Annotated in this window: 25 protein-coding genes; 9 read left to right on the top strand and 16 right to left on the bottom strand. The window is 43.6% G+C overall.

All coding sequences use genetic code 11. The annotated features are described in order from the left end of the window. Positions 1–56: 56 nt before the first annotated feature. The 4 genes from B9Y67_RS11695 to B9Y67_RS11680 form a co-directional block, all read right to left on the bottom strand. The gene (locus B9Y67_RS11695; RefSeq protein WP_085506903.1) at positions 57–692 is read right to left on the bottom strand and encodes a response regulator; all 636 of its coding nucleotides are present in this window, start codon (positions 690–692) and stop codon (positions 57–59) included. After that, the gene (locus B9Y67_RS11690) at positions 689–1,750 is read right to left on the bottom strand and encodes a sensor histidine kinase (protein WP_085506902.1); all 1,062 of its coding nucleotides are present in this window, start codon (positions 1,748–1,750) and stop codon (positions 689–691) included. The genes B9Y67_RS11695 and B9Y67_RS11690 overlap by 4 nt, the downstream gene beginning before the upstream one ends. A gap of 11 nt (positions 1,751–1,761) precedes the next feature. Next, the gene (gene liaF, locus B9Y67_RS11685) at positions 1,762–2,535 is read right to left on the bottom strand and encodes a cell wall-active antibiotics response protein LiaF (RefSeq protein ID WP_176223983.1); all 774 of its coding nucleotides are present in this window, start codon (positions 2,533–2,535) and stop codon (positions 1,762–1,764) included. A 154-nt stretch (positions 2,536–2,689) separates the two neighbouring features. Further along, positions 2,690–3,337, bottom strand: coding sequence for a phosphatase PAP2 family protein (locus tag B9Y67_RS11680; RefSeq protein ID WP_176223982.1), 648 nt, complete (start codon positions 3,335–3,337; stop codon positions 2,690–2,692). Between the two features lie 103 nt (positions 3,338–3,440). Between B9Y67_RS11680 and B9Y67_RS11675 the strand changes: the two genes are divergently transcribed. Beyond that, complete coding sequence (locus B9Y67_RS11675; RefSeq protein ID WP_085506899.1) at positions 3,441–3,875, top strand: ferritin-like domain-containing protein; 435 nt, start codon at positions 3,441–3,443, stop codon at positions 3,873–3,875. Between the two features lie 127 nt (positions 3,876–4,002). Next, positions 4,003–5,181, top strand: a complete 1,179-nt coding sequence (locus tag B9Y67_RS11670; RefSeq protein WP_085506898.1) for a M20 metallopeptidase family protein — start codon at positions 4,003–4,005, stop codon at positions 5,179–5,181. On the opposite strand, the gene B9Y67_RS11665 is transcribed toward B9Y67_RS11670, so the two are convergent. From B9Y67_RS11665 to B9Y67_RS11655, 3 genes are all read right to left on the bottom strand, one after another. Further along, complete coding sequence (locus tag B9Y67_RS11665) at positions 5,178–5,894, bottom strand: EcsC family protein (protein WP_085506897.1); 717 nt, start codon at positions 5,892–5,894, stop codon at positions 5,178–5,180. The two genes, B9Y67_RS11670 and B9Y67_RS11665, sit on opposite strands and share 4 nt — an antisense overlap. Before the next feature lie 349 nt (positions 5,895–6,243). Next, the gene (locus tag B9Y67_RS11660; RefSeq protein ID WP_085506896.1) at positions 6,244–7,458 is read right to left on the bottom strand and encodes an ABC transporter permease; all 1,215 of its coding nucleotides are present in this window, start codon (positions 7,456–7,458) and stop codon (positions 6,244–6,246) included. Beyond that, entirely contained in the window at positions 7,451–8,194 is a 744-nt protein-coding gene (locus B9Y67_RS11655) for an ABC transporter ATP-binding protein (protein WP_085506895.1), read from the bottom strand. Before B9Y67_RS11655 ends, B9Y67_RS11660 begins: the two co-directional genes overlap by 8 nt. A gap of 473 nt (positions 8,195–8,667) precedes the next feature. On the opposite strand from B9Y67_RS11655, the gene B9Y67_RS11650 reads away from it, so the two are divergent. From B9Y67_RS11650 to B9Y67_RS11640, 3 genes are all read left to right on the top strand, one after another. Next, positions 8,668–9,105 carry an HIT family protein gene (locus tag B9Y67_RS11650; RefSeq protein WP_085506894.1) on the top strand — a complete coding sequence of 146 codons (438 nt, stop codon included), beginning with the start codon at positions 8,668–8,670 and terminating at the stop codon, positions 9,103–9,105. Between the two features lie 124 nt (positions 9,106–9,229). Beyond that, on the top strand, positions 9,230–9,754 hold the full coding sequence (locus B9Y67_RS11645) for a tryptophan transporter (RefSeq protein WP_085506893.1): 525 nt from the start codon (positions 9,230–9,232) through the stop codon (positions 9,752–9,754). Between the two features lie 245 nt (positions 9,755–9,999). Next, entirely contained in the window at positions 10,000–10,413 is a 414-nt protein-coding gene (locus B9Y67_RS11640; protein WP_085506892.1) for a YtxH domain-containing protein, read from the top strand. 191 nt (positions 10,414–10,604) lie between these two features. Here the strand turns inward: B9Y67_RS11640 and B9Y67_RS11635 are convergent, their stop codons facing one another. The 3 genes from B9Y67_RS11635 to B9Y67_RS11625 all read right to left on the bottom strand — a co-directional run bounded on the left by B9Y67_RS11635 (position 10,605) and on the right by B9Y67_RS11625 (position 13,644). Next, entirely contained in the window at positions 10,605–11,537 is a 933-nt protein-coding gene (locus B9Y67_RS11635) for a glycine betaine ABC transporter substrate-binding protein (RefSeq protein WP_085506891.1), read from the bottom strand. A 75-nt stretch (positions 11,538–11,612) separates the two neighbouring features. Next, entirely contained in the window at positions 11,613–12,458 is an 846-nt protein-coding gene (locus B9Y67_RS11630) for an ABC transporter permease (RefSeq protein ID WP_085506890.1), read from the bottom strand. Beyond that, the gene (locus B9Y67_RS11625) at positions 12,442–13,644 is read right to left on the bottom strand and encodes a quaternary amine ABC transporter ATP-binding protein (protein ID WP_085506889.1); all 1,203 of its coding nucleotides are present in this window, start codon (positions 13,642–13,644) and stop codon (positions 12,442–12,444) included. Before B9Y67_RS11625 ends, B9Y67_RS11630 begins: the two co-directional genes overlap by 17 nt. 285 nt (positions 13,645–13,929) lie before the next feature. Between B9Y67_RS11625 and B9Y67_RS11620 the strand changes: the two genes are divergently transcribed. Then, positions 13,930–14,448, top strand: coding sequence for a GbsR/MarR family transcriptional regulator (locus tag B9Y67_RS11620; RefSeq protein WP_085506888.1), 519 nt, complete (start codon positions 13,930–13,932; stop codon positions 14,446–14,448). A gap of 73 nt (positions 14,449–14,521) precedes the next feature. Here B9Y67_RS11620 and B9Y67_RS11615 read toward each other — a convergent pair whose 3' ends face one another. Then, on the bottom strand, positions 14,522–16,171 hold the full coding sequence (locus tag B9Y67_RS11615) for a right-handed parallel beta-helix repeat-containing protein (RefSeq protein WP_176223981.1): 1,650 nt from the start codon (positions 16,169–16,171) through the stop codon (positions 14,522–14,524). A gap of 264 nt (positions 16,172–16,435) precedes the next feature. Here B9Y67_RS11615 and B9Y67_RS11610 point away from each other — a divergent pair, with 264 nt between their 5' ends. Continuing rightward, positions 16,436–16,984, top strand: coding sequence for a DUF3267 domain-containing protein (locus B9Y67_RS11610; protein ID WP_085506886.1), 549 nt, complete (start codon positions 16,436–16,438; stop codon positions 16,982–16,984). A 160-nt stretch (positions 16,985–17,144) separates the two neighbouring features. After that, the gene (locus tag B9Y67_RS11605; protein WP_085506885.1) at positions 17,145–17,330 is read left to right on the top strand and encodes a hypothetical protein; all 186 of its coding nucleotides are present in this window, start codon (positions 17,145–17,147) and stop codon (positions 17,328–17,330) included. 93 nt (positions 17,331–17,423) lie between these two features. Here B9Y67_RS11605 and B9Y67_RS11600 read toward each other — a convergent pair whose 3' ends face one another. Next, a complete protein-coding gene (locus B9Y67_RS11600) occupies positions 17,424–17,507 on the bottom strand; it encodes a YjcZ family sporulation protein (RefSeq protein WP_037985558.1) in 84 nt (27 codons plus the stop codon). 190 nt (positions 17,508–17,697) lie between these two features. On the opposite strand from B9Y67_RS11600, the gene B9Y67_RS11595 reads away from it, so the two are divergent. Continuing rightward, on the top strand, positions 17,698–18,582 hold the full coding sequence (locus tag B9Y67_RS11595) for a peptidylprolyl isomerase (protein WP_085506884.1): 885 nt from the start codon (positions 17,698–17,700) through the stop codon (positions 18,580–18,582). A gap of 133 nt (positions 18,583–18,715) precedes the next feature. On the opposite strand, the gene B9Y67_RS11590 is transcribed toward B9Y67_RS11595, so the two are convergent. From B9Y67_RS11590 to B9Y67_RS11575, 4 genes are all read right to left on the bottom strand, one after another. Beyond that, positions 18,716–18,913 carry a sporulation YhaL family protein gene (locus B9Y67_RS11590; protein ID WP_085506883.1) on the bottom strand — a complete coding sequence of 66 codons (198 nt, stop codon included), beginning with the start codon at positions 18,911–18,913 and terminating at the stop codon, positions 18,716–18,718. 61 nt (positions 18,914–18,974) lie between these two features. Then, a complete protein-coding gene (yhaM, locus tag B9Y67_RS11585) occupies positions 18,975–19,922 on the bottom strand; it encodes a 3'-5' exoribonuclease YhaM (protein WP_085506882.1) in 948 nt (315 codons plus the stop codon). 82 nt (positions 19,923–20,004) lie between these two features. Continuing rightward, on the bottom strand, positions 20,005–20,571 hold the full coding sequence (locus B9Y67_RS11580) for a GbsR/MarR family transcriptional regulator (protein WP_254901788.1): 567 nt from the start codon (positions 20,569–20,571) through the stop codon (positions 20,005–20,007). A gap of 60 nt (positions 20,572–20,631) precedes the next feature. Continuing rightward, a complete protein-coding gene (locus B9Y67_RS11575; RefSeq protein WP_085506880.1) occupies positions 20,632–23,559 on the bottom strand; it encodes an ATP-binding protein in 2,928 nt (975 codons plus the stop codon). Positions 23,560–23,564 lie beyond the last annotated feature (5 nt).

Here is a 23,564-nt window from a genome sequence, read left to right as displayed (position 1 = left end):
AATAGAGCGCATGTAAAAAGTGAGCAGGCATAGATGCCGCTCACTTTTTCATTCCATCATATCTTTTTCAGCAATTGATTTTTATGGGCATAGACCGCGGCCTGTGTCCGGTCGTGGACACCGAGTTTACTAAGTATATTGCTGACATGGGTCTTCACGGTTTTGATGCCTATATAAAGAGAATCACTGATTTCCTGATTGGTCATCCCTTCCCCGATACATAACAACACTTCCAGCTCCCGCTGTGTCAATTCATCATGGGGTTTCTTGTCGGATGATCGGAAGCGGTTCATCATCTTCCCCGCCACTTTTGGTTCGATCGTATTTTCACCACGATAGGCTTTCTTGATAGCATCGGCGATTTCATCGGCTGATGATGTTTTCAGCATGTAACTGAATGCTCCTGCCTCAAGCGCCGGGAACACTTTTTCATCATCATAATAGCTGGTCAGAATAATCACTTTACCATCGGGGTGTTCGGTCATGATCTGTTTTGTAGCTTCAATGCCGGTGCCATCTTCCATGATCAAATCCATCAGCACGACGTCCGGCTTCAAGTCAGCAACCAGCTTTGCACCTTTATTACCGCTGGAGGCTTCTCCGATGATGTCGAGCTCATCCTCAGTATTCAAATAAGCGATGACTCCTTTTCGGACAACATCATGATCATCAACTACCACAACCTTTATCATCCTATCTCCCCCTTAACTGTCTGCAACGGTACACGTATATCAATATGCGTACCTTCCCCTTCCCGTGAGCGGAGTACAAAGTTGCCCCCTATCTCTCCTGTCCTTTCTCGCATTGTTTTTAATCCATAGGAAGCAACAATCGTTTCTTTTTCCTTCATATTGAACCCCACTCCATTGTCCCCGATATGTAAAAAAAGCTCTTCGTTTTTCTCTTTCAGGCTCACATTGACATCCGTGGCATTGGAATGCCGCAGTATATTGGATAAGGCCTCCTGGATAATCCGGAATAGATGTTCCTCTTTTGTCTGAGAGAGACCAGGTGTTTCCTCCATTTGTACGTGAAAATGGATGGGGCATTTCTGCTCCAATTCTTGAACCAGGCGCTCGATTCCTTTGGTCAACGGTTCCCCTGATAAATGGACAGGTCTGAGATGCAGCAATAATGCCCGCATTTCTGTCTGTGCCTGTAAAGCCATCGCAGAAATTTCCTCCAGCTGCAGCTTTGCCTGATCTGGTTTTTTATCGAACATCCTTACCGCCGCCTGGGACATCATCGTCAATGCGAATAACTGCTGGCTTACCGCATCATGCAAATCCCTGGCCAGGCGCTGGCGTTCTTCCATGGTCGCAGCACTATGGGCTTTTTTAGCGAGCTCTGCTTTCTCATCCGCAAGACGCACTAAAGAGTCCTTTTGTTCCTGCAATTTACCGCCCAGCTCATTTAACTCACTGGCAATTCTAGCAATTTCATCTTCTTCACTGAACAAAACTTTCGTCTTGAAGTTCCCTCTTGCCAGATGGGTAATCACTGTCGACAGACTATCGATACGATCCTTTAAATCTCCGCTTGAGCGGAAGCCTGCGTAAAAGGCCATGAACAGACCAAGCAGAAAATAAATACCCATAAATAAAAGAATTGCTCCTGCTGACAGCCACTCCGGTGTGAACCATACATGGACAGAGAGCAGGACAGCCAGAAGCACAAAGGTATTCAGTATCAGCCCAAATAAATGCGATCGTATAAATGTATATCGAATACTGCTTAATCGCTTCAACATACTATCCGCTCCTATACCTTGTCGACCCGGACATCGCCAGCCTTGAGATCAATATCGATCGTCAATCGCCTTGCTGCATCCTGGTAACCTGGCGTCTCAAAAGTCGTCGTTCTATTGATGCCGTCCGATGTCTTTCCGAGAAGATTGATACTGCCCGCTTTAACAAATGCTTCTATACGGTAATCAAGGTTCTCCGGCATCAGCATTTTTATATCTCCCGCCCAGCCTTTCACAGAAATAGGGGTATCTTTTTCCGGGATAAAAGCTTTTGTAAAATCAAAGTGGTAATCCCCAACTGCATTCCACAGTTGCATCGGTTCCACTTTCCAATTTTCTGCATTATATTGATGGTCTCCAATTACCGTGTGCATTTTCTTATTGTTATGTTTTTTTTCAGATGAAGATCCACTGAGGTCTCCCGTATCAACATTCACCTGGAACCGCTTCCGGCTGCCCCCGAGAAACATACCGAATCCAATATAGATAAATAGAAGCGGCCAGAGTTTGAACACATCGCCAAACGTAAATGTAATAACGCCTATTTCTCCCAGCAGCACCAGGAGCCCATAAACAGTAAAAAAAGAACCGAACATCCAGGAACCCCCGTGTCCTGTAACCCTGTCCCACCAGAGCTTCAGTCCGATAAGCATCAGGATTACGGCCAGTATCAATCCCAATGATATATATAACGTCTTATCAATCACTCCAAGGTTTTCCAACATTAGCACGATACCTGTTCCTATCAGCAAGAAAGCAAGCAAGAAATGCAGCCATCCTTTTCTCATCATCGCTCATCCCTTTTTGTCTCTATCTTTATTTAAATTAGACAACCTTGTCTTTAATCCCTTTTTTTACAGGGTTATCTTTTATTTTCCTGGTTCTATTATCACAAAAAAATCCCCGAGGTGTAACGCCCGGGGGAATGGTTCTTTCTCCGTCTCAAGTCGGAGATGATTCTTTTCTTCTTTTCCATATATGATATAAAGATATCCAAACCGCGACGACAAGGATTCCAAAGCTGAAACCTGCCATCACGTCCGTTAAATAATGCACCCGTAACACATAACGACTGAATCCGATGAGCAGAACCAATATCAGGCCCACCACAATGATCCAGACGGCTGCCTTCATACTTTTCATTTGTATCATCAAAAAATAAACAAGCAGACTATAGGTAACCACCGATACCATCGCATGACCACTGGGATAACTTAATCCTGTACCATCGACACTTTCCAAAATGCGTGGTCGTTCCCGCTGCACTAGATGCTTAATAGCAAAGTTAAAGCCATAACCTGCAGCCACACCTGACACAAGCATAACCCCTGCGATGCTATCTTTATAGTAAACCCTGAGAATCAACCCTGCTATGATCGCTATCGTATATAAGAACCAGCTCGAACCCAACTCGGTAATCCATCGGAACATAGATTCCACAGCAGTTCCTTCGACTTCAGCAACAAATGGACTTGCCCAGCGGTCAAGAATTGGTGTCCCTTCTGAAGCTGCCTGGAACGTGAATAGGATAACCGACAGGGACGCCAGCACAAGCATGGCTGCCACAAAGTAGCGCTGTTTTTTCGTCATCGACTGTACCCCCATTCTTCCTTACGATACCACTTAGACGTTTATGAAAAACTATCCAGGGAATAGTAACAATGGAATATTTTATTGGAAAGGATGAATGGATATGGATGAAAATATGAAAGAATTGATTGATGGTTTGAATGAAGACTTAGCACATGAATATGCAGCTTCGATTATGTATACGTATAACGCAGCAACAGTTGATGGACTTTATTATTCCGTTTTGAAGCCATTTTTCGAAGGAGAAATCGCAGACGAGCAGGGTCACGCCCTCTACCTGTCCGAAAAAATTAAAATTCTTGGAGGCACCCCTACCACTACTCCAGCAGAAGTAAAGCAGCTGACGAACGTCAAGGACATGCTGGAAGAAGCTCGCAAGTCAGAGGAAGATACAATTAATCGTTATGAAAAACGCAAACAGCAGGCAGACGAACTTGGCTTGACGGAATTAGTAGTCAAGCTTGAGGATATGATCGCTGATGAAACCCAGCACATGGAAGAAATGGAACGTCTGCTGGCAGACCCGCGATTATCTTAATAATTAAAGCACAAAAACGTCCGGACATCGCCGTTCGGGCGTTTTGTTTATGTCCACATAATTCTGACAATGGCGATGAATGTGATAGAATTAAAAACAAGTTAACCTACGGAGGAGGAACTTGTTCATGTGGAAAGATATCTACACCGCTATTGATGAATCCTACGAAGAAATGATTGAAATCCGGAGATATTTACACCAATATCCCGAAGTGTCGTTCCAGGAAGAAAAGACAGCGAAATACATTGCTGATACATACGAAAAGCTAGGCATCCCGTACGAAGCCAATATTGGCGGCAACGGAGTCATCGCCAGGCTAAAAGGCGGTAGACCGGGCAAGACAATCGCTCTTCGTGCTGACTTTGACGCCCTGCCGATCCAGGAAGAAAATGACGTACCATATAAGTCTAAAAACGAGGGTGCTATGCATGCGTGCGGACATGATGGTCATACTGCCGTCCTGCTGACACTTGCCAAAGTACTCATCAACTATCAGGACAAAATCCCTGGCACAGTCGTATTCCTGCATCAGCACGCCGAAGAATACGCGCCAGGAGGCGCAAAGCCGATTCTCGAGAGCGGTGCAATCGATGATGTTGATGCGGTGTTTGGTACCCACCTGTGGGCGACGACCCCACTCGGTACCATAGAAACGACCAAAGGTGCTTTCATGGCCGGAGCAGACCGGTTCGAAATCACCATCAAAGGAAAAGGGGGGCATGGTGCTCAGCCGCACCTCACCAAAGATGCTCTTGTTATCGGATCGCAATTGGTGACATCCTTGCAGCAAATCGTAAGCCGGCGTCTTGATCCATTGAAGACCGCTGTCGTCACGGTCGCTCAGTTTGAATCAGGCACAGCATTCAATGTTATTGCGGATTCCGCCAAGCTGACCGGAACCGTCCGTACCTTCGACTCTGAAGTTCAGGAGACGATAATCAAGGAAATGGAGCGAATTACACAGTCTGCCTGTATCCCTTATGAAGCTGATTACGATTTCGATTATTATAAAGGGTATCCGCCAGTGATCAATCACGCCGCGGAGGCAGCTTTGATCCTTGATGAAGCGCCTGAAGCTGACGCCTCCTTAACGACCAGAGAAATCGAACCGAGCATGGCAGGAGAAGACTTCGCTTACTACTTACTAGAGAAACCAGGTGCTTTTTATTTTACCGGTGCCAAGATAGAAGGACACGAATATCCTCATCATCACCCTAAGTTTGATATCAACGAACGGGCACTTCCTCATGCGGCCAAAACGCTGCTCCAGGCTTACCGTTCGTACCAGGAAAAGTATACATCTTAACGATCACGGAGCGTCCGGAGACGGTAGCAATTCATCGCCGTCTCCCCTAACTGCTCCAGCAATTTTGTATTCGCCCACGCTCCTACTACAGCCCCGAACCCAGGGATCAGTTGAAGCATTTTAACAAAGTCAATAGTATCGCGATATTCAAGCTGCAATGACTTCCAATCGACTTCTTTCCATTTCAACTGTTCCTGTTCCCAATGATTAATGATAGCCGCTACTTCCTTTTGCTTGTTATCACTGGAAAAAGCCAGCATGAAGACATGAAGAATGTACATCCGTTCTTGATAATTCTGAACTTCACAGCCATAAAGCTGGCCGACATCAAATAAGAACTTCATTTTAATACTCAATAGTAACGGAAAATCGGCCATACCAAGCAGCAGCCCTCCTGCTCCTGTCCCCGCTCCTTCAACAGCGGCAGTACGTTTATACCGTTTCATCCGCTCGTATACCATAACTTCCCGTTCTCGAAAAGAAGCATCTGACTTGATTTCTACTGGGTCGATATATTCGGAACTCGTCAGCGCTGCCTCAATCATTTTACGAATACTTTCTGTTACGACCTGATGTACGCGCTCCGGAATTTTCTTGTTTATTTTTGTTTGAATCCTTTTGGAAGAACGTTGAATCAGCGTGTCACGTTTGCTTAAAGATTTTTCCCAGCGCTTCGCTTCCCTAAGAACCTGTTCCTCATAAGACGATAACAAAGCGCCTCACCTCCTTTTCCGCACCAGGATCACTTATACAATGGTAAATCGACCGTATTTTCTGCTCCAAAATCACTCTATTTCTGATGGAAGTTTCGAGAAACTAATGAAAGTATGGTGGCTGGGAAAACGGTGAGACTCCAGTGGGATGAACATGAGCGGTGAGATCCCGCAAGGCGAAGCCTGAGGAAGCTCACCACATGCCCACGGAAAGCGATCCGTTTTCCCAGCCACCATAATCGCAATCAAAAGTCTCGAAACTGAGTTTTCAGGTAAAGGGAGCTTTTATTGCAAAATCAACACGGAGATTTAACAGAGCCTTTCAAAAAAGGAGCCTGAGGGCAGGCTCCTACGTGAGTCTTGGTTTGATGTAGCTCTGGGTAAACAGCCAGCTGAAGATGGCTCCTCCTACCCAAACGAGCAGTAAGCCAAGAGGATTCCATTGGATGATGAACAGCAAACCGAACAGGAACGTCTGGAATAACATCAGCTGAAACAGCCATTTCAGCACGGCCTTTTGCCGCCATTCCTGCCTCAATGGATATAAATCCATCCAGGCAATCGTCCGGTGATGATTCCATAACGTCATCATCTGAAACGCACTTAGATACAGGAACAAAATGGAAAAAGCGACTTTCACCCAGACATTTGGCACATAGTAGATGGCAAGCCCGCCAATGACCAGCAGTCTGAAATACATGCCGACATAGTCGCTGCTCCGGGCAAAGGTGATCCGGTATAAATAGTCAAATGACTGTGACTGTTTGTAAGTAACAGGCTTGAGCAGAAGTCCTACCAGCCAGTGACGCTTCTTCACTGTGTTTTTTAAATGGGGTACATCGGTAAACATATTTGCAATCCGATAAAAAGCACGCATTCTCGCCTGATCCTTTTCGACAAGAACATCCCAGACGAGACCGGGTTTTTTCTTTGCAAGGGAATAATTGTACATCGTCACTCCAAATAAAAGCACGGTAACAACTCCGGCAAACATTAGCTCGCCCGCTGCAAAGAAATAAAACACGACAATGCTGAGCAGAATCCGTATCAGCTGATCCCATAACCTGGTATTAGGGTTCCTTTCTTTCAGCATCCACCAGTTCGCCATCATGTTCCACCCTTTGAAAACAAGGACCACGAGCATCATCATCAAGTAATATCTTGTGCCCTGTTCCGGATAGCTGGCAAAATACAATGGTCCTAACGCAGCAGCAACCAGCAGCACTAAATACAGCTGGATGACATAGCTGTAATAGAGACAGCGCTTGAAATAATCATTCAATTGGTGTTCTGCAGGCAAAAGGAAAACAAGATCCGGCTCTTTCAAGAGCGTACGAACCGGACTATAACTGGCGATTAAACCAAAAGCGATGCCGACAATCACAGCAGTCGGGAAGTTTTCAGGAAGCTCCGTCAGCCACTGCTGATAATAATAAGCTAATGCTGAAAGGAAGAATATCATCGCTACAGCGATATGCCCATTGAAAATATATTTTAAATACCTGCCTGTTTCTTTGGTATGCTCATTAAACCGCTTCTGCCAAAACGCCTTCGCATCAATCATGGTTCTCTTCCTTTGTCAACTGAACATACAGGTCATCCAATGATGATCCAGGCATTTGAAAGGCTTCCTGCAATTCTTTCAAGGTTCCTTTGGCACGGATTTCCCCATCGTGGAGAATGACAAAACGGTCACAATAGCGCTCGGCTGTTGCTAAAATATGGGTGGACATGAGCACGCCTGCCCCCTCCTGTTTCATTTCCTCCATCAGTTGCAGGTAAGACTGAATACCAAGAGGATCAAGACCGACAAAAGGTTCATCCACTATGTATAAGGATGGCTCAATCAAAAATGCACACATAATCATTACTTTTTGACGCATTCCTTTCGAAAAATGGACCGGGAACCAGTTTAGTTTCTTTTCCATGCGAAATTCCTTCAACAAAGGATCCAAACGTTTTTTGAATTCCTGTTCCTCGATGCCATAAGCCATCGCCGTTAAATGCAAGTGTTCATATAACGTAAGTTCATCATACAGGATCGGCATTTCAGGTATGTAAGCCATCTGCTGACGGTAGGCCTCCGGATTCTCTTCAAACCTCTGCCCATTAACGGCTACTTGTCCTTTTTTGGCCTGCATCATCCCGATGATGTGCTTGATTGTTGTACTTTTCCCTGCCCCATTCAAACCGATCAGACCGACGATTTCATTGGGATGGACATCGAAAGAAATTCCATGCAGGACATTTTTATGTGTATAACCTCCGTGGAGGTTTTCAATATGTAATAAAGGTTCCATTTAATCATCCTCTCCATTGCAATCCTTCTTTATAGAATTTTACCACTACCCATAAACTATGCCAAAAAATTCATGTGCATAATTTCGACTCATTCCGCCAAACTACGTAGTAAGGAGTGAGGCAGTACCCCGTTTCACAATGACAACATCAACTAGTGGTTCAACCACGAAATGAGGTGTCGGTGAAAGATCATTCATGAGCCAGATCCAGATTCCCCATGACAAATGAGGTGTTGACAGAAGGCTTATCAGCGGTTTCCTATCCAAAATTCCGGAAGCTTTTCCAATTGAATGGCTTCTCTTTTTGAAAAAATAGGTAACAATTCGATCAATGATTAGCTTCACTCCTTTTATAGCAGAGTACCGGTTTCGGTGCTCTGTTTTCTTATGAGTAATTTTATAAGCGGAGTGGTTTCTTACCGATGTCAAGATTATGATACAATACAGACAACGATTATAAAGGAGTGAGTAGTATGAGTCATAAGGAAGATTGTATTTTTTGCAAAATCGTAGCAGGCGACATCCCTTCTGCAAAAGTGTATGAGGACGAAGATGTATACGCATTCCTTGACATCAGCCAGGTAACGAAAGGTCATACGCTTATTATTCCAAAAAAACATACGAAAAACATTTATGAGACCGATGCTGAAACCGCAGGGAAACTGTTCACTCGCGTGCCAGAGATTGCTTCTGCCATTAAAGAGACATATCAGCCAATTGGAATGAATCTTTTGAACAACAATGAAAAGCCTGCCGATCAATCCGTCTTCCATTTACATATTCATCTGATTCCCAGGTACGGAAAAGGAGATGGATACAGCTCCAACTGGGAAGTCCATTCTGATGAATACAATACAGATGATTTGCAAAAAATTGCGGAAGAAATCAATCAGAATATCTCTTCCTCATAAATAGATATACTTTTCTGATTGGTGAGGTTTTGATATAATGTACTTATACTTTCGCAGACGGTCACGAGGACACGTCTGGAAAAGTAAATGTAGAAGAGATCAGTAGAGAAGAGGAGAGAATAAAGTGAATATTCGTATTTTAGTCATGCTTTCATTACTTGTTGGAATCGGTGCCGTTTTACATGCAATCATGCCGCCATTCTTTTTAGGAATGCGTCCCGATATGCTGTTGGCGATGATGTTTCTGGGAATTATTCTATTTCCTAAAATCAAATATGTGATGATCCTTTCCTTGGCGACAGGATTCATTTCTGCACTTACGACAACAGTACCTGGAGGTCAGATAGCGAACATTATTGATAAGCCGTTGACCGCATTAGCTTTCTTCGGGTTATTCATCGCAGGGCGCAAATTTGTGAAACAGAACATCTATGCCCCTTTGTTGACAGCTTTAGGCACCATGGTCAGTGGAACCATTTTCCTTAGCGTCATTCTATTCATCATCGGGTTGATGGAAGGAAGTTTCCCTGTCATGTTTGCTACTATCGTGCTGCCGACAGCTGCGATCAATACCATTGCAATGATGGTCATATATCCTGTAACCCAGGGAATTATGAAACGGTCACAACTAAGCGCGAGTTATCAATAATATTCATAAACCTCTGGCTGGCAGGCTGGAGGTTTTTTTACACTTTAGGAACGATTAATTTTCTGAGTAGAATAAAGTATAATAAAAATAAAGGCTTTCCCTATAAGGGTCCAACGATAAGCTAAGTGTTTTTACACGATAAACGGACATAATAATGGGAGGCCTCCGATATTCTTTTAAAAAGGGTTTCATTTTTACATAGAAAGAGAAAATAAAAAAAGAAGATGTTTGAAAGGGGTTATGTTATGGCAAACGGTAAATCGTTACTATTGGGCTTTTTTGTGGGTGGAGTAGCTGGTGCCGCTTACACGTTGATGAATACAAAAACTTCCGGAGAAGAATTCCGTGAAAACGCGAAAGCCAAAAGTGCACAGCTGAAAGATACTGTACTCAAACTGAAAGATGACGGTATGCAATTGAAAGATCAAATCGCCCAGACCTCCAAAGAGGGAGCTGAATTGATTAAAGACCTTTCAGAAGATGTGAAGTCGTCTATTGAAAGCTGGAAAAAGACAGTAGAACCTCATCAGAAAAACATCCAGAAATACCTCGAGCAAATCGAAGAAAGCTTGAAAGAATTGGAAGAAAAAGCAAAACAAGAACAAAACACATCTCCACAGACGCCGCCTATGGAAGATCCAGACAAACCAAAAGCATAACTTTAAAAGGGCTGTCCCAAAAGTCGAATAAGACCTCGACGGGGCAGCCCTTTTGATGCCTCAAAGTGTATGCGGTTCAATTACCTTTCCGGCAGCAAGCAAGTCTTTCCTATTAGTAATGGACTTTACCTGTCTCCATTAAATAAAAGGAACCCCCGCTTTCACAGGAAAGCAGGGGTGATAAAAGTCAATTATTCATCTGGCTGTAGGTCTTCAATGGAGTCTACATCCATGTATTCTGGAACTACCAGACCAATTTTAGCACCGGTCAAGTTTGCTCCAAGGTCTTCCAGACTATCCTGATGCTGTTCATATTGGGCACCGTGTGTACCTGGCAGCCATGCAGCAACCATGCCATCCGCTTCTCCTGAAGCTACGGATTCCCACATTGGTCCATTATCCAAAGCAGTAATCGTTACATCAAAACCTTGTTGTTCCAATACATACTTGACGACGTTCGTGGACGCGATTTCAGAATCCCAGTTCACATATACGAGTGTAATTTTTTCCCCATCTACTTCTTCTGTTCCTTCCGTCCACGCATCTACTTTATCCGCATTGTTATCTACCCAATTTTGTGCCGCTTCTTCCGGGGAAGCTCCTTCTTCAGAAATCTCAAGCATGACTTCCTCCATGTCGCTTGTTTCCCATTGGAATTGGTCCAAAATTTTGTAGGCGTTCGGCATGTCTTCTTCTAATCCTTCGCGAACCATAGTTTTGATTTCTTCTTCACCGCCGAACACTTCTTTAGGGTCTTCAAGGTATTTCAAGTCATACTTTGCAAACTTCCAGTGCGGTGTCCAGCCAGTCACGATGATCGGCTCTTCATTTTCATATGCACTAGATAATTCTTGTGCCATTGCACCGCTTGAAGAAGTTGATACTTCCCACCCGCTCAAGTTTTCATATTCTTCTACCGCAGACTCTGCTGCTGCCACTACACCTGCACCTGCTTCGATACCAGTAATCGTGTAGTTCACTTCTTCGCTGTAGGCAGGTGTATTATCTCCGTTTGATTCTTCGTTGCTTTCACCCTCATTATCATCAGAACCACAACCTGCTGCGACAAGTGACAATGATAGACCAGCTGCTATTCCAATCCGCTTCCAGTTTAAGTTAAACATAATTAATTCGCCCCTTTTAATAGAATTTTTATAAGAAGACCAGCAGAAGCTGGTCTTTTACCCTTTCATTAGACCTTATTGACCTTTTTGCGTATTTAAGTTTTGTGTGAAGCGATCAATGATGATCGCAAGAATAACAATTCCCAGTCCTGCTACGAAACCAGTACCGACATCCGCGCGTTGCAGACCGGTAATTACGGTTTGTCCAAGGCCTTTTGCACCGATCATAGACGCGATAACAACCATAGATAAAGAAAGCATGACCGTCTGGTTGATACCAGCCATGATGGTTGTCTTAGCCATCGGCAGCTGTACTTTAAATAATTTCTGCGTCCCGGTAGTACCGAATGAATCGGATGCTTCAATCAGTTCCTTCGATACTTGCCTTATACCAAGGTTGGTGAACCTAACGGTAGGAGGCGTCGCAAAAATAACCGATGCGAATACCCCGGGAACCATCCCGATACTGAAAAACGCGACCGCCGGGATCAAATAGACGAATGCCGGCATCGTCTGCATGAAATCGAGTATCGGAGTAAGAATGGTCTGAACCGTTTTACTTTTTGCCATCCAGATACCAAATGGTACCCCGATGATGACAGAGATCAGACTGGCAAATATGACCAGAGTGAAGGTGTTCATCAGCTCTTCCCATAATCCCTGGTTGCTGATAAACCATAACCCGATCACAGAGAAAGCAACTAAACCGAACCGTTTTCCTGATACAAAGAAAGCCAGCACGCCAATGACAGCGATAAATAACCAGATAGGTATCGCCATCAAAAGATCCTCTGCGAAAAATTCAATAAAGTCTCCAAAATCCTGTTTAATGAAATCGAATAAAAACTCAAACGTATCTGTTGTCCAATCCGTGGCATTGTCAATCCACTCGGCAACAGGCAGCTTAGGAATGATCTCCATTGATTGACACCTCGCTTCCTGCTAATGCTGCAATGACAGCTCCTCTTACGATGATACCTTTCAGCTTATCTTCTTCAACGACTGCGATCGGTACAGGAGAGTCATGAATCATATCGAAAATTTCGTGCATGGTCGTATTCATATCCGCTTTTGGCACATCCGTATGAAGGATGTCCTTTAAATCTTTCTTGTCTTGTTTTGCGGCAGCAGAAACATCGTCTGCTGTTACATAACCATATAACTTTCGTTTTCTGTCCACCACATAAATACTGGACAAACCTTCTTTTCTCATTCGCTCCAGAGCAGCACGTGGACCATGTTTTTCGATGTCCACTGTTTCTGGGCGTTTCATGATGTGCTGGGCTTCCAGTACCTTAGAGCGATCGACATCTTCGACGAACTTCTCGACATAATCGTTAGCCGGATTGACAAGGATTTCTTCCGGTGTACCGATTTGGACAATTTTTCCGTCCTTCATCAAAGCGATGCGATCCCCAATCCGAAGCGCTTCATCCAGGTCATGTGTGATGAAAAGGATCGTTTTCTTCATACTTTCCTGCAGTTCTAAAAGTTCATCCTGCATTTCTTTACGAATCAACGGATCCAAAGCGGAGAAAGCTTCGTCCATCAATAGAACTTCTGGATCATTGGCTAATGCCCGCGCCAGACCGACACGCTGCTGCATCCCGCCAGATAACTGGGAAGGATATTGGTTAATATACTCGCCAAGACCAACCATTTCTAAAGATTCCTTGGCACGTTTTTCACGTTCACTCTTATCGATACCTTGTACCTCAAGTCCAAACTCGGCATTTTGAAGAATCGTACGATGCGGGAATAAAGCGAACTTTTGAAAAACCATACTCAATTTTTCACGTCGTACTTTTCTTAAATCCTGCTTATTCATCTTGGCCAGGTCTTCCCCGTCAATCATGACACTGCCTTCCGTTGGTTCAATCAGACGATTGATCAGGCGGACCAGCGTCGATTTACCACTTCCGGATAAACCCATGATTACAAAGATTTCTCCTTCTTCTACTTCAAAAGAAGCACGATTGACACCTACTGTGTTACCTGTCTTTTTTAATATTTCTTCCTTTGATAAGCCTTGATCAAGCAGCTTAGTCGCTTGCTTGGCGTTCTTACCAAAAATTTTAGATAACTTATCTACTTTAATAACAGGCACTTAATTCACCTCACTATAACTTTTTGTCTAATTTTTATGATTAGTATTGCCCATTTCTCTGCGCTCACCCTACATACTGTAACGCACATGTAATAAAAAGCACAAACAATAAACTCAGTTAAAAAAGTATGAAAATAACGTACAGTTTATTCTGTACAAAATTTAAAAAGTAAATATCGTAGTTTTCCTCTCTTTTTCTTTCAATTAAACCGCTATCACTCATTTTGATTTTTCATCACCTTGATATAACGTGGTAATTAGCCAATTTTTACAAAGGAGGATTTTATGGCTCCTTATTCTAATACGATCGAAGAACTGCATACCCAGGTCATTCATGAATTTTCTAAGACGTTAGAAATGTTCGCATTGACCCCAACCGAAGCTCGATTATTCGTGACCTTGTACCTGCATGGGGAACCAATGACACTCGACGAGATGAGTAAAGCACTCGGAAAGAGCAAAACTGCCATGAGCAATGGTATTAAGAGTCTCCTCGACCTCAACCTCGTTGAAAGTGTCTGGAAAAAAGGGGTCCGAAAAGACCTTTATCGTGCAGATGAAAACTTATATCGGCAATTCATGACTTCTTATATACAAAAATGGCTCGATGCAGCCAACAGACAAGCACATTCGTTAAAACAAATAGAGTCCTCTATAAAGAAGGAAGTAAAGCAGATCGAAGAACCTGCCGACATGGAAAAGATTGAGGAATTGCATGAGCGGCTCGGGGAGATGATTCGCTTCCACCGGTTGATTACGGATAACTTCAAAGCGATGAAACCAACAGCTAAAGACCTGGTTTAGCATCCACCGGATTCTCCCATAAAAAAGGAGAGAAACCGATCATCAAGCCGGTTTCTCTCCTCTTTATCTTTATTTATCCCGCATTTCCATTTTCGGTAACATTCCCGCAAAAATCGAATCCTATACCGAAAGCGTTATTAGCTGCAGCTAACGTATTTTTGGTACACGAAGCGGTATGAATGGCACACATCATTCGATATCCAGGCTCCTGACTACTGAACATGTTGCCGACGATGGAAATTCTTTCACACGAAGAAGTCACACGGATGCCCTGAGCGTCTTCTCCCCCTCCTCCACCAATTCCGGTCAGATGGTTGTTATTTACCGCCGTCATGACATTGCCAGTAATCCATATTCCATGGCTTCCTATCAGCGACAATGTATTATTAGCTATGGTCAAATCTCTATTACCACTAAATGCCTCAATACCTGTTGCCTTTATCTGTTTTATGTTGTTCCCAATGACATTCACCTGCCTGCATGCCACTAGTTTGATGCCCTTATCTCCGCCGGTTACAATATTGTCGGAAACGTTAGAATGAGCGATGTGAGCAAGATAGATGCTATAGGTGGAGGAAGGATTTTCGATGATATTCCCCGTGACATTCACCTCTAGCATATCATGATGTTGATCACCGGTAATACTCATCACAGATCCATGCCTGCCCGGCTTCGTAAACTGGTTTCCCTGAATCGTGATACGTTTTACCTGATTGCTGGTGTAAGTCTGGTTGCCATCGATATCTTCGCTGTCCACTTCCCCCTCCCCTACATGGTTGGGGTCAATCGAGAGGCCCGCACCGCACCCATTGAAGATATTTCCGTTAATCGTCACATCCTCCCAGGAATAAGCCCGCACTCCCCATTGCAACGTTCCTTCCATGATATTATTCGTAATGATAATTCGCCGGTGCCAGCGGTCTGAGGTTGCTGAGTGTGATCCGATCGCCCTCCCCCAGCTTCCCAGCCTGTCACTCGGGCCGAAGTAACAATTTGTAATCATCACATCCTGACAGGGGGTATGGTCGAAATGTCCTTTTTTCCAGGGAAAAACCCCTTTACTTTTCATCAAATCCAACTGTACCGCTTCCGAATAAAGCTTCTTTTTCTTAGGGGCCATCCCAATAAATCTACAACCGTCAATCAGGACATTTTTAGATGAGTTTATTTCCATCCCGTGACCCGGTGATACATCTTTTATCGTTAGATCACGAAATATTAAATTTTTGCTATGGCCAAAAACAAAACACGTCCCCCCTAAGTAACGGTGCCCGTTATTATCCCAGACTCCTCCAATTATGGTAATATTCCCATTTCCATTATGTCCTGTGTCGGTACTGTCTTTTTTTATATTCTGCAGCATGCCGCGATGGTGGACTTTATTGAAAACCGCTTTTGGATGACACTCCAGCCGTGTCCCTTCGAAAATAAAAAGGGTCGATGTCAGTTTATATACACCTGCAGGGAAATAAATAGAAATTCCGTTTGGTTTGTCTTTCGCTTCATCCAGTAAACGCTGGATACCTGAAGTGTCATTATGCTTTCCGTCCGCTTTAATACCGGGATGGTCTGTTGCAATATGATGCCTGCTGCCCACACCAATTTTTCTTTCCAGCGTATGCAGCCTTTGCTTAATCCTGGCAGTACCTATGGCGTCAACGGGATCATCTGCATTGGATCGATCTGGTTTATATTGCCTCAGCTTATCTGTATATTTGCCCATGTACATCTCTCCATTTCTTCGCCTTCGCCTCTCTTTTTCCATTACCCGTTTAGCACTTTTCAAACCTTGTAAACATATCTGCATCAAGCCCTGTCATGGCAGTCCAAAAACTCTTTTATTTTTTTTATAAAAACCTATTGCTTTTTTTATGAAAACATACTATTATTCCATTTGTGCTACTAAAACATATGGTTTCACCCCAAATATCATAGAAACATTCATTCCAATGTTTCAGTCATTTTTGCAGCAAAGGGGGATTCTGAGATGAATTGCTGGAAAACAGTAAACATCACTAAGGATTTCGGTAATAATCGTATTTATCTCACATCCTTTCTTACAGGGTTGTTGGCATTTCTAATATTGTATCTGCCTTTTTCACTGGTTCATTTGACACATGATGTAAAAGACCATGGGTTCATCCCTTTGCTGGTCATTCTGTTCTTCTTACCGTCATTGCACCGGATGATGCATATATTGCCATTAGTACTTGCTAATAAGCGTGTAAGGGTGAAATGGTCATTCAAAAGAAGATGGATTCCGACATTTGATTACCGGTGTCAATCCAAATTATCTAAAAAAACATCTATTTTCATGGCACTGGCACCTTCTTTATTTATTACTATGCCAGCCTTGGCGATGAGCTTCATATTCCCTGGATATTTCGCTTATCTTGTTCTGTTTGCAGCTGTAAACATCGGGTTATCATTCACCGATTTCCTGTATCTGAACCAATTTATCCGGGCACCTCGTCGTTGTATCATTGAAAATGCAAAAGATGGTTATGATATTTTAATTAAACAAAAAAGCTCCTAATTAATAAAGATAGATTATCGAGTATAAAACCTCACAGGGTTTTGTACTCGATTTTTGATTTACGTTTCCTTTCTGTCTTGTTTTTACAAATATTAAATTCTGTTCAAAAACATTAATTTTTGTTAAAGTAATGGATAAGAATAAAGGGGGTAATCCAGCTGTGGCATTCGTATTTATCATCTACGCCTTAGTCATTCTACTCATCATAAATTCTCTGACGCATTCGTTATGTACGAAGACGAACATGTCTAAAGAGAAACAGCCGCGTGTCTTCCGTACGATTAATGTATTAATAACGATTTTATTGATTTCCTCCTATGTAGAGGTCTTAAACGCAGCGGTCTGACTTCATGATTGACTTCCAAAAATAAGATTAAATAAACAAAAAAAGCCAGACGCTTAAACCAGCGTCTGGCTTTTCTAATTCACCTGTCAGGGATTACAGCCATGCTGCCCCTACAATAATGAGCAAAATGAATAGCACGACGATCAAAGCGAAACCGCCACCATATCCTCGACTCATAACCTCACCCCCTTATCTGATACGTACAGTATCCTATGCAGCTGCCCCATCCTTTGGATAGGCGCATGCCCCCCATCCCTAATATTTTGAAAAACGTACTAGTTTTTGCTAACTCGGTTATGTTATATTATGTCATAGGTTGTTTACTGCCCTACGTCTAGAATAATTACATAATAGGAGTGTTTGAGGAATGAAAAAGTTTGCAGTCGCTGCCACACTTGCAGCAGGAGTATTAACCTTATCTGCCTGCAGTTCAGATGCGGAAGACAATAGTGAAGTCGTTGTTGAAACAAGTGGCGGAGATATCACAAAGGAACAATTTTACGAAGCATTAAAAGACCAGAATGGTGAAGCAGTACTTCAGCAGCTGGTCATGTCTGAAGTTCTATCTGCCAACTATGAAGTCTCTGAAGAAGAAGTAGATAAAGAACTTGAGCAAATGAAGGAACAATACGGTGACCAATTCGAAATGATCCTTCAGCAAAATAATTTCAAAGATGAAGAAGATTTCAAAGATACACTTAGACTAAGCCTGCTCCAGGAGAAAGCAGCAATGGAAGATGTCGAAGTAGCGGAAGATGAAATGCAGGCTTATTACGATAAAATGAAAACAGAAGTAGAAGCGAGCCACATTCTTGTCGAAGATGAAGAAACAGCTAAAGATATCAAAAAACAATTGGATGACGGAGCAGATTTTGCTGAACTGGCCAAAGAGCATTCTACTGATCCTGGCTCAGGAGAAAAGGGTGGCGAACTTGGCTTCTTCTCAACAGGTGAGATGACGGCCAAATTCGAAGATGCAGCTTACGATTTGGAAGTCGGAGAAATCAGTGAGCCAATCGAAACGGAATTTGGTTTTCATATCATAAAGAAAACCGATGAACGAGAAGCAGAAGATGTTGGTTCTTTTGAAGAAGAAAAAGATACTATCAAACGTCAACTGGCTTCCGAAAAAGTTGACCAGCAGGAACTCCAGGCCAAAATGGATAAAATGATGGAAGATGCTGAAATTGACGTAAAACTTGATGAATTTGAAGGACTATTCGACAAGCCAGAACAACCTGCAGAAGGTTGATGACAGACGAAACAGCCAGGCATCCATGCCTGGCTGTTTTTATGTTTCGTTGACGCTATGATTTTAAAACAAAAAGAAACTGCCTGACATGTAAGTTCAGACAGCTTCATCATAAAGGAGGAAAAAACAATCATTAACCTGAAGCAACAGACTTATTATGTTTTCTTTGCTCACGCTCCTCTTCCATACGTCGGATATAGACCTGGCCTTCGCGTTCGATAAACTGGTGTTCCAGCTTCTTCTCGGCACGCATTGCTTTATAAGCCATATAACCACTCAGGAAGATGAACAGGATGCAAAAGTAAACCCAAATTGGAATTCCGAATAACATGGCATGATCCTCCCTGTCCGCTTTGTACTAATATTTATGCGGACAAGCGGACGTATATGCCTTATTTATCTTCGAATAAAGGTTTATAGAAGGAGCGCTGCTCCATAGAAAATAACCGTTCGGTAAACTCCCCTGGCTGCACTTTACCAAGGGCGCGATCGAGCATATTCATTTTAGCATCAAGCATATCAATAAGATGAAGGACTTCTGCTTCCCGTACGAGTGGCGGCTTCGGACTCCCCCATTCACTCTTGCCATGATGTGATAGGACCAGGTGTTGCAGGATGGTCACTTCTTCCGTATTAATCTTCAATTCTTCCGCAGCCTGACCGATCTCCTGGACCATCATCGGAATATGCCCAATCAATTTTCCTTCCATTGTATAATTAGGAGCGGCCGCTCCAGATAATTCCTTTAGCTTGCCTAAATCGTGAAGTATCACGCCGGCATACAACAAATCTTTATTCAGCGAAGGGTACAGCTCTTTCAATTCCCGCGCTAAGTTAAGCATTGATACGATATGGTGAGCGAGTCCTGAAACATAAGCATGGTGATTTTTAGTGGCGGCTGGAAACGTCAGCAATGCCTCTTGATACTTTTGCACGAAGTATCTCACCAGGCGTTGGATATTCGGATTTTTCATTTCAAAAATGGCTTCGGTGATCCGCTCCATCAATGCTTCCTTTTTAATAGGAGCCTTCTCAATAAAGTCTTCCCGCGCTACCCCGTCCGTTGCCTGAACAGGTCGGATCGACTGGATTTTCAATTGGGGGCGTCCCCGAAAGCTGGTTACCTCTCCACTTAATTTCACGAGTTCTTCGGCTTGAAATACAGCTTCATCTTCGAATGTAGCTTCCCAAAGCTTCGATTCAATTTCTCCTGTTGCGTCCTTCAATATTAACGTCAGGAAAGGTTTCCCGTTGCTCGCCACTCCTTTAGAAGCGGATTTAATCATCATAAATCCGTCAAAACCATCCCCGATATTATAATTAGCTATCCCTTTCTTCATCAAATCTCCTCCCCGCTTACCAACAAAAAAGAACAACGCTACCTGTAATTTTCCTCGGAATCGGTCTATATGAGTTCACCCATCACCGATCATCTTCATGCTGATCGATTTTGGGTACATACTGAAAAATTTCTCCGGATTCCACAACGCGGATAAACTCCATCAGCCAGCGATAATAATTTTTGGCGTAACGCAGTCGCTCAATGTCCGCTAAAACTCTTTCTTGCAACTCTTCATCTTCAGATTCATCTGCTATCTTTTCGAGTTTGGCGATCGTTTCTTCCGCTTCCTCGATGTTTGTTTCGGTATGGTGGCGCCAACGGCTCCCAAATAATGTAGTGAATGATTTATACCAATCTTCTTCCGACTTATACAGGTCCTTCCGCACTCCGCGTTTGAACGCTGGCTCGACCATTTTCATATCGGATAATGCACGGACACCTGTCGACATGCTCGTCTTGCTCATCGCCAGGGCGTCGCGCATTTCATCGAGCGTCATGGGTTCGTCTGCAAAATACAAAACTCCATACAAACGGCCGATGGAAGGAGTAACCCCATACAGGCTCATATTTTTCGCAATCACCTGGATGAACTTTTCCACTGTTTCTTCATATTTACCCCAATCTGTCTGTTGTCCTTTTTTCGCCACAGGAAAACCCTCCATTCATCCATCCCTATCTAATCTGAAAACATTTTACCATTAATAATTTCAATTAGCTAACCCGCCTGCTATCCGGTCCGAGAGTTTGATCGTTGCAGCCCCGGACGTATTATCAGCCAAATCCTCTCTGGTCGTGAACAAAAACACCTGATGGGAAACGGTGAGCTCCTTGATGATATCCATCATGACTCCGGTTCTTGTACGATCAAAATGAACAAATGCATCATCAATAAGAAATGGCAGGCGTTCTTCACTGGATAGTACGGCACTCAACGACAGACGTAATGCGACATAAAGCTGGTCTGCCGTACCTCTGGAAAGTTCAGAAGCACTGAAGCTGAAACCATCAGCCGTTTCTATTTGCAAATCCCCCTGCTCAGGGTGAAAATGCACTCGATGATAGGCTTCTTCGGTCAGCCGGGAAAACAAGTCGCTCGCCCGGTCCAATACATCAGGTAAGTACGTGTGCTGATACACTTCTTTCGTTTGCAGCAACATGTTGTATGCCGTTTGCAGGACAGCCCATTCTCTTGCTTCTGCCTGCAGTTCATCGCGCTTTGCCTGCAGCTGGTGACGTTGCTCAGAAAAAGAAGCTGCATGTTCCAGCTTAGATAGTTTATTATGGAGGTCAGCAAGCTCTTGCCTTCTGCTATCCCGCTCTTCCTCTACGTGTTGTAATTTTTCTTGGAGCTGTGTTAGTTGTTGTTCCAGCAGCTGATAATCCGGTACTTTCTCCATAACTTGATAACCCTCGATATCATCCTTTTTCAATATCGTTGTCAGCTGCCTTCTTAAGTCTTCCCGTTTATCCCGACGGTTCCTTTCTGCTTCGGCTGCTTCAGCAATCTGTAAAAAGTCCTGCTCATTTTCTGATCCCGCTGCCTCAAATAAGGAGTTCTTTTCCTTTTTGAACGGTAGCATCCTTATCTCCAGCTGTTTTTTCTTCTCCCGCAGGTCTTCTATATCGGCCTCTAAGCGTACACGATCCCGGTCTGTTTCTTGAACTGCTTTTTCTCCCTCATAAAAATAACCAATCAACGCAGAAAGCTGATTATCGTTCCATTCCCATCCAGCGGCTGTTAAAAACGTCTCCAATTGCACCGTATACTTTTTCCGTTCATTTTCCAGGGAAGCAACTTCTTCCTTCAGCTCTTGGGCCTGGCGGAATTGTTCCTGTAACGGTTTTACTGCATGATAGAGCCGTCCCCAATGAACTGGTGATACTTCTAAAAGAAAAGGATATTGTTTGCGCTGCTCTTCTATCAGCTGGTTCAGTCGCTCACGCCGGCTACAAATGGATTGCTTTTGTTCTTCCAGCTTCATCCGTTCTACAGAAGAACGCTGCCATTGCTCCTGCAGGTGCTCCAGTTCATAGGAGGCTTTTTCATGCTGGTCGACTTTATTACGATATAAATGATATTCATCCTCAGAAAGATTAGACACGTCCGGTTCCTGGGACAACTCAGCCCCCAACGAAGTTGACTGTCTATAAATATAATAGCCGCCAATAAGCATCAGAAGAGCAAACATGGCAACAGGCAAAGAGGACAGCAGCCATGCAGTCATAAGTCCAATCGCTGCCAGGCCAGCAGTCAGGCCAAATGTCTGCTTCGCCTGTCGCTGCCGTTTATCAGACGCTGATCCTTCATTTCCCCCGCCACGGCGCTGCTTCTGTTCAAAAGCTTCCAAGTCCGTTATATAGTGATGATAAGAACGTTCATCCAGGAGCTGATCCTCCCATTCTGCCCTTCTATCTTCTATATGCTTTTCCTGAGCTGACAGCAGATACTCCTGTTCCTTCATGCGCTCTTCATCACCTTCCAGGCGTTCTTTCTGTCTGGCAGCCTGTGCCCATTCCTCTTCTAAAAAGAATGGAAAATCATAGTTCGCCAGCGCTTCCTGGGTGAGATTGATATTCAACTCTTTCAACTCACGAGTAACGTTATATTCGTATTCCCTGATGCGTTCTTTTAGTTCCTCTTCTTTCCTTATCGAGTCTTGTATGTCAGGAAGAGCAACTGATAATTCCTTCATTTCTTCTAACAGCTTGGGAGAAAGCTTGGCGTTCTGGAGGTTTTCCAATCTCTGCTCATTTTCCTGTATGCGCTGGAGGACGAGCTGCTGCTCACTTTCTAATGGCAGCAATTGATCCTTGAGGGCATGGAGCCTTTCTTTTCCATCAACCGGGAATTCCACCGGCTTTTCTGTGCTGGAGCTCGCATACTGATGGTAGGCTAACACTACATCTTTCACTTGCAGCAATCGTTGCAGACGAAATAAGTCTTCCTGTATTGTTTCTTTTTGATGCCACAATAATTCCAGGTGATCCTTAGTTTTCTGCTGTTCTTTTTTCAGCTGCTGATAAGACGCTTCTTCTCGTTCCATTTCCTTTAGCTTCTCGTTTATCTTGTCGAGTTCTTGCAGCCGCTGGTTGATTGGCGGCTTCTTTCCTTGGGGGCGGAATCGTGCGGAGAGCTGCTGTCCCAATGCCCTCTCTGTTTCATTGATCCGAGTTGATCCTGTCAAGCCGATATTAAGTAATGTTTCTCCAAGATCCTTCTGGTCTATTTTATGGAGGTCAGTCAGATCAGCAGCTTCAAAGGAAAAAATCGCTTCATACGTATGGCGGCCCATTCCTAACAATGCGTGCAGGCAGCTTTCATCTTTCTCTGTCCCATCCGGGAACAAACAGACCGCTGCTCCATTATTCCGATCATGGAGACGCTCAACCATCATCTTCTCTCCATTATCCAGGAGAAGTTCCATTCTGCCTCCTACCGTGCCCCCTGTTTTCGGCTGATAAAATTCACGTTGCTTCGGAGGTAATCCAAAAAGTAAGAATAAGATAAACTTCCGGATTGTCGACTTTCCTGCTTCGTTTTTCCCAATCATGATCGGAAAATTCGTTTTTTCCAGATGCAACGTGAAATTTTGCCACTTTCCAAATCCATATATATGTATATAGGTGATTTTCATACACT

Source organism: Thalassobacillus devorans (assembly GCF_900176565.1).
Lineage (GTDB): Bacteria > Bacillota > Bacilli > Bacillales > Halobacillaceae > Thalassobacillus > Thalassobacillus devorans_A.
Note: the sequence above shows the minus strand (reverse complement) of the source record. Positions and strands in the feature narration are given on the sequence as shown.

Excerpts from the sequence above, each read along its gene's own strand:
- B9Y67_RS11695 (WP_085506903.1), bottom strand. The coding sequence starts at position 692 with ATGATAAAGGTTGTGGTAGTTGATGATCATGATGTTGTCCGAAAAGGA.
- B9Y67_RS11690 (WP_085506902.1), bottom strand. The coding sequence starts at position 1,750 with ATGTTGAAGCGATTAAGCAGTATTCGATATACATTTATACGATCGCAT.
- liaF (WP_176223983.1), bottom strand. The coding sequence starts at position 2,535 with ATGAGAAAAGGATGGCTGCATTTCTTGCTTGCTTTCTTGCTGATAGGA.
- B9Y67_RS11680 (WP_176223982.1), bottom strand. The coding sequence starts at position 3,337 with ATGACGAAAAAACAGCGCTACTTTGTGGCAGCCATGCTTGTGCTGGCG.
- B9Y67_RS11675 (WP_085506899.1), top strand. The coding sequence starts at position 3,441 with ATGGATGAAAATATGAAAGAATTGATTGATGGTTTGAATGAAGACTTA.
- B9Y67_RS11670 (WP_085506898.1), top strand. The coding sequence starts at position 4,003 with ATGTGGAAAGATATCTACACCGCTATTGATGAATCCTACGAAGAAATG.
- B9Y67_RS11660 (WP_085506896.1), bottom strand. The coding sequence starts at position 7,458 with ATGATTGATGCGAAGGCGTTTTGGCAGAAGCGGTTTAATGAGCATACC.
- B9Y67_RS11655 (WP_085506895.1), bottom strand. The coding sequence starts at position 8,194 with ATGGAACCTTTATTACATATTGAAAACCTCCACGGAGGTTATACACAT.
- B9Y67_RS11650 (WP_085506894.1), top strand. The coding sequence starts at position 8,668 with ATGAGTCATAAGGAAGATTGTATTTTTTGCAAAATCGTAGCAGGCGAC.
- B9Y67_RS11640 (WP_085506892.1), top strand. The coding sequence starts at position 10,000 with ATGGCAAACGGTAAATCGTTACTATTGGGCTTTTTTGTGGGTGGAGTA.
- B9Y67_RS11635 (WP_085506891.1), bottom strand. The coding sequence starts at position 11,537 with ATGTTTAACTTAAACTGGAAGCGGATTGGAATAGCAGCTGGTCTATCA.
- B9Y67_RS11630 (WP_085506890.1), bottom strand. The coding sequence starts at position 12,458 with ATGGAGATCATTCCTAAGCTGCCTGTTGCCGAGTGGATTGACAATGCC.
- B9Y67_RS11620 (WP_085506888.1), top strand. The coding sequence starts at position 13,930 with ATGGCTCCTTATTCTAATACGATCGAAGAACTGCATACCCAGGTCATT.
- B9Y67_RS11615 (WP_176223981.1), bottom strand. The coding sequence starts at position 16,171 with ATGGGCAAATATACAGATAAGCTGAGGCAATATAAACCAGATCGATCC.
- B9Y67_RS11610 (WP_085506886.1), top strand. The coding sequence starts at position 16,436 with ATGAATTGCTGGAAAACAGTAAACATCACTAAGGATTTCGGTAATAAT.
- B9Y67_RS11600 (WP_037985558.1), bottom strand. The coding sequence starts at position 17,507 with ATGAGTCGAGGATATGGTGGCGGTTTCGCTTTGATCGTCGTGCTATTC.
- B9Y67_RS11595 (WP_085506884.1), top strand. The coding sequence starts at position 17,698 with ATGAAAAAGTTTGCAGTCGCTGCCACACTTGCAGCAGGAGTATTAACC.
- B9Y67_RS11590 (WP_085506883.1), bottom strand. The coding sequence starts at position 18,913 with ATGTTATTCGGAATTCCAATTTGGGTTTACTTTTGCATCCTGTTCATC.
- yhaM (WP_085506882.1), bottom strand. The coding sequence starts at position 19,922 with ATGAAGAAAGGGATAGCTAATTATAATATCGGGGATGGTTTTGACGGA.
- B9Y67_RS11575 (WP_085506880.1), bottom strand. The coding sequence starts at position 23,559 with ATGAAAATCACCTATATACATATATATGGATTTGGAAAGTGGCAAAAT.